Annotated in this window: 4 protein-coding genes and 1 pseudogene; 3 read left to right on the top strand and 2 right to left on the bottom strand. The window is 65.0% G+C overall.

What is annotated here, in order from left to right:
- Both O7A61_RS31625 and rimM read right to left on the bottom strand, forming a co-directional pair.
- Positions 1-209: pseudogene (locus O7A61_RS31625) on the bottom strand (tRNA (guanosine(37)-N1)-methyltransferase TrmD); the annotation flags it as partial.
- The gene (rimM, locus tag O7A61_RS31620; RefSeq protein WP_337133088.1) at positions 206-805 is read right to left on the bottom strand and encodes a ribosome maturation factor RimM; all 600 of its coding nucleotides are present in this window, start codon (positions 803-805) and stop codon (positions 206-208) included. The pseudogene O7A61_RS31625 and the gene rimM, both read right to left, overlap by 4 nt.
- Before the next feature lie 99 nt (positions 806-904).
- Here rimM and O7A61_RS31615 point away from each other — a divergent pair, with 99 nt between their 5' ends.
- From O7A61_RS31615 to O7A61_RS31605, 3 genes are all read left to right on the top strand, one after another.
- Complete coding sequence (locus O7A61_RS31615) at positions 905-1,843, top strand: tyrosine recombinase XerC (RefSeq protein WP_337133086.1); 939 nt, start codon at positions 905-907, stop codon at positions 1,841-1,843.
- Between the two features lie 62 nt (positions 1,844-1,905).
- Entirely contained in the window at positions 1,906-2,973 is a 1,068-nt protein-coding gene (locus O7A61_RS31610; protein ID WP_337133085.1) for a TraB/GumN family protein, read from the top strand.
- Positions 2,974-3,069: 96 nt separating this feature from the next.
- A partial coding sequence (locus O7A61_RS31605; RefSeq protein WP_337133084.1) for a hypothetical protein occupies positions 3,070-3,301 on the top strand: 232 nt, incomplete at its 3' end.

Genomic DNA, 3,301 nt, shown 5'->3' with positions numbered 1-3,301 from the left:
GCCAGCACATCGGCGCGCATCACCATGCCGGCGCCACCGCCGGCCGGCGTGTCGTCGACGGTGCGATGCTTGTCGATGGCGAAATCGCGGATCTGGATCGCATCAAGCGACCATGTGCCGGCCTCCAGCGCCCGTCCGGCCAGCGACACGCCGAGCGCGCCGGGAAACATCTCGGGATAAAGCGTCAGCACCGACGCGGCAAAACTCACCGGTTGCCCCCGGCGTCGCGCGGTCCGCGCGGCCTGCCCTTGGGGTCGAAATCGTCCTCGCGCGGCGCCTCGCCATCCTCGTCCTCGACCAGTCCGGCCGCAACCGGGTCGACGCGGACAAAACCCTCGGCGATCGACACGGCAGGCACGGCGGCCTGCGTGAACGGGATCAGCACACCCTTGCGCCCGGCGAGCGTCACATCGAGAATGTCGCCGCCGCCGAAATTGTGCACCGCGACGACCTTGCCGATGGCGGCACCGGTATCATCCCGGATTTCCAGCCCGATCAGGTCGGCATGGTAGAATTCGTCCTCCTCGCCATCATCGGGCAACATCGAGCGGTCGACGAACAGCTCCGTACCGGCAAGCGCTTCGGCCGCGTTGCGGTCGTTGACGCCCTTGAACCGCACCACGACAACGGTGTTGGCAGGCCTTATGTCGGTGATCTGGAAAGCACGGCCGTCCCTGGCGTAGAGCGGCCCGTAGTCGGCCAGCGCCATTGGATCGCCGGTGAAGGTTTTCACCCTGAGCTCGCCCTTGATGCCGTGCGCGGCTCCGATCACGGCCATTTGGACGGGGTTTTGGGGTTTGCTCATGGGCGAAAAATCCTTTGCCCCTGCTCTAGCGCCGCCTCGCCGTCATTTCAATGACGGCCTCTTCACCGCTTCCTAACCCGAACACCCGAAAATGCCGCCATGCAGGAATTCCTCATACCGGCAAAACCCGATCTCCAGGCGGCGCGTGAAAGCTGGCTGAAGATGCTGGCCCGCGAACGCCGGTTGTCGCCGCAAACCGTCGAGGCCTATGAGCGCGATTCACGCCAGTTCCTGCACTTCCTCACCGGCCATATCGGCGGACCGCCCGGCATTTCCGATATCGCCGATCTGCGCCCGGCCGATCTGCGCGGCTTCCTCGCCGCTCGCCGCAATGCCGGTGCCGGCGCACGCACGCTTGGCCGCGGATTGGCCGGCATCCGTTCGCTGCTGCGGTTCCTCGAACGACGAGGCCTGGCCAATGCGGCCGGTGCGGCTGCCTTGCGCGCGCCGCGCCAGCCCAAATCGCTGCCCAAGCCGCTGACGGCGAGCGATGCCAGGCACGTGGTCTCCGTCGAGGGTCAGCTGGCCGAAGAACCCTGGATCGCTGCCCGCAACGCCGCCGTGCTGACGCTGCTCTACGGCTCGGGCCTGCGCATTTCGGAAGCGCTTGGGCTGGCCGGCGCCGATCTGGCATCGGAGGCCGACACCGTGCTGCGCGTCACCGGCAAGGGCGGCAAGACGCGGCTGGTGCCGGTGCTGCCGGTGGCGCTCAGGGCAATCGCCGAATATCGCAGGCTCTGCCCCTACCATCTCGATCCGAAGGAATTGCTGTTTCGCGGCGCGCGCGGCGGTCCGCTCAACCCGGCCATCATCCAGCGCGACATGGCGAAACTGCGCTCGGCGCTCAACCTGCCCGACACCGCGACGCCACATGCCTTGCGCCATTGCTTCGCCACCCATTTGCTCGGCCGTGGCGGCGATCTGCGCACCATCCAGGAACTCTTGGGCCACGCCAGCCTGTCGACGACGCAGATCTACACCGGTGTCGACACCGCAAGACTGCTGGAAATCTACGAATCGGCCCACCCCAGGGCCTGAACCCTTCAATTTTGCAGTCCCGATTAACGGTTTTGCCGCTTTTCGGTCCTAGGAATGGGATCATGAAACGCGTCATCGCCATCGCCGACCGTGCAGCTTCCGTCTCGCTGAAACTGCTTGTCGCGTTCAACGTGCTGTTTTTCCTGTCCTTCCTTGCCGTGCTGCTGTTCGCCGCCGGCAGGGCGCACGCGGAAATCCCGACCTGTACCGGCGCCGACATGCTGTCGGCCTTGCAGAAGGGCAGCCCCGCCACCTACGACAAGATCGAGGCCGAGGCGGCGGCCACCCCCAATGGCAAGGGCCTGCTGTGGAAGCTGGAAAAATCAGGCGAACAGCCATCCTACCTGTTTGGCACCATGCACATGACCGATCCGCGCGTGACCACGCTGCCGGCCTATGCGCAGAAGGCCTTTGACGCCGCCGGCACCCTCATCATCGAGACCACCGATGTGCTCGACAAACAGAAAATGATGGCGGCGATGCTGAAGGAGCCGGACCTGATGATGTTCACCGACTCCACGACGCTGTCGTCATTGCTGTCGCCGGACGAAGCGGCGGCCATGAACGCCGCGCTCGACGCGCGCGGCATCCCGCCGGCAACGGTCGCCAAGATGAAGCCGTGGATGCTGTCGGCCATGATGGCGCTTCCGGCCTGCGAACTCGCCCGTCAGGCCGGCGGAGCGCCTGTGCTCGACGTCAAGCTGGCCGAGAGCGCCAAGGCGGCCGGCAAGCCGGTGGAAGGACTGGAAACGGCCGAGAGCCAGCTGCGCGCCATGGCTTCGCTGCCGTTAGCCTTTCACATGAAGGGCCTGGTCGACACGCTGAAGCTGGGCGACAAGGTCAACGATATCAACGAGACCATGATCGTGCTCTACCAGCATGGCGACACCGGCATGTTCTGGCCGCTGTTCCGCGCCGCCATGCCCGACGAGCAGGACGATCCCGCGGGCTATGCCGCCTTCGAGGAGACCATGATCACCAGCCGCAACAAGGTGATGGTCGATCATGCCGGGCCGATCCTGGCCAAGGGCAACGCCTTCATGGCGGTCGGCGCGCTGCATCTTCCCGGTCCAAAGGGACTGGTCGAGGATTTCCGCAAAGCCGGCTATACTGTCACCGCCGTCAATTGAGTCGGATGGCAGCGGAGGCCCGCAAACGCCGCGTTTCCGGCGTTTTCCTCCGCTAGCGTGAAACCCAATCAACGGTTGCGCGTTGATGGATGTTGATTGACCATTTTCATTTTCCCGGAGGACACGTTTATGGCGAACACACCAAACCCAAACGATCCGTACAATTCGTCCACCAATGCCCCTCGGCCGAGCGGCGGTGGCGGCAGCCCTTGGCTGATTGCGCTGGTCGTCGTTATTCTGGCGATAGTCGCGTATTACGTTTTCGGAAGAAGTGGCCAGCACCCGGCACCCGCCGAGCCGCCAGCGGCCAGCACACCGGCCCCGGCGC

This window comes from Mesorhizobium sp. Cs1321R2N1 (assembly GCF_037179725.1).
GTDB lineage: Bacteria > Pseudomonadota > Alphaproteobacteria > Rhizobiales > Rhizobiaceae > Mesorhizobium > Mesorhizobium salmacidum.
Note: the sequence above shows the minus strand (reverse complement) of the source record. Positions and strands in the feature narration are given on the sequence as shown.

Coding starts and splice junctions, on each gene's coding strand:
- rimM (WP_337133088.1), bottom strand. CDS start 805: ATGAGCAAACCCCAAAACCCCGTCCAAATGGCCGTGATCGGAGCCGCG.
- O7A61_RS31615 (WP_337133086.1), top strand. CDS start 905: ATGCAGGAATTCCTCATACCGGCAAAACCCGATCTCCAGGCGGCGCGT.
- O7A61_RS31610 (WP_337133085.1), top strand. CDS start 1,906: ATGAAACGCGTCATCGCCATCGCCGACCGTGCAGCTTCCGTCTCGCTG.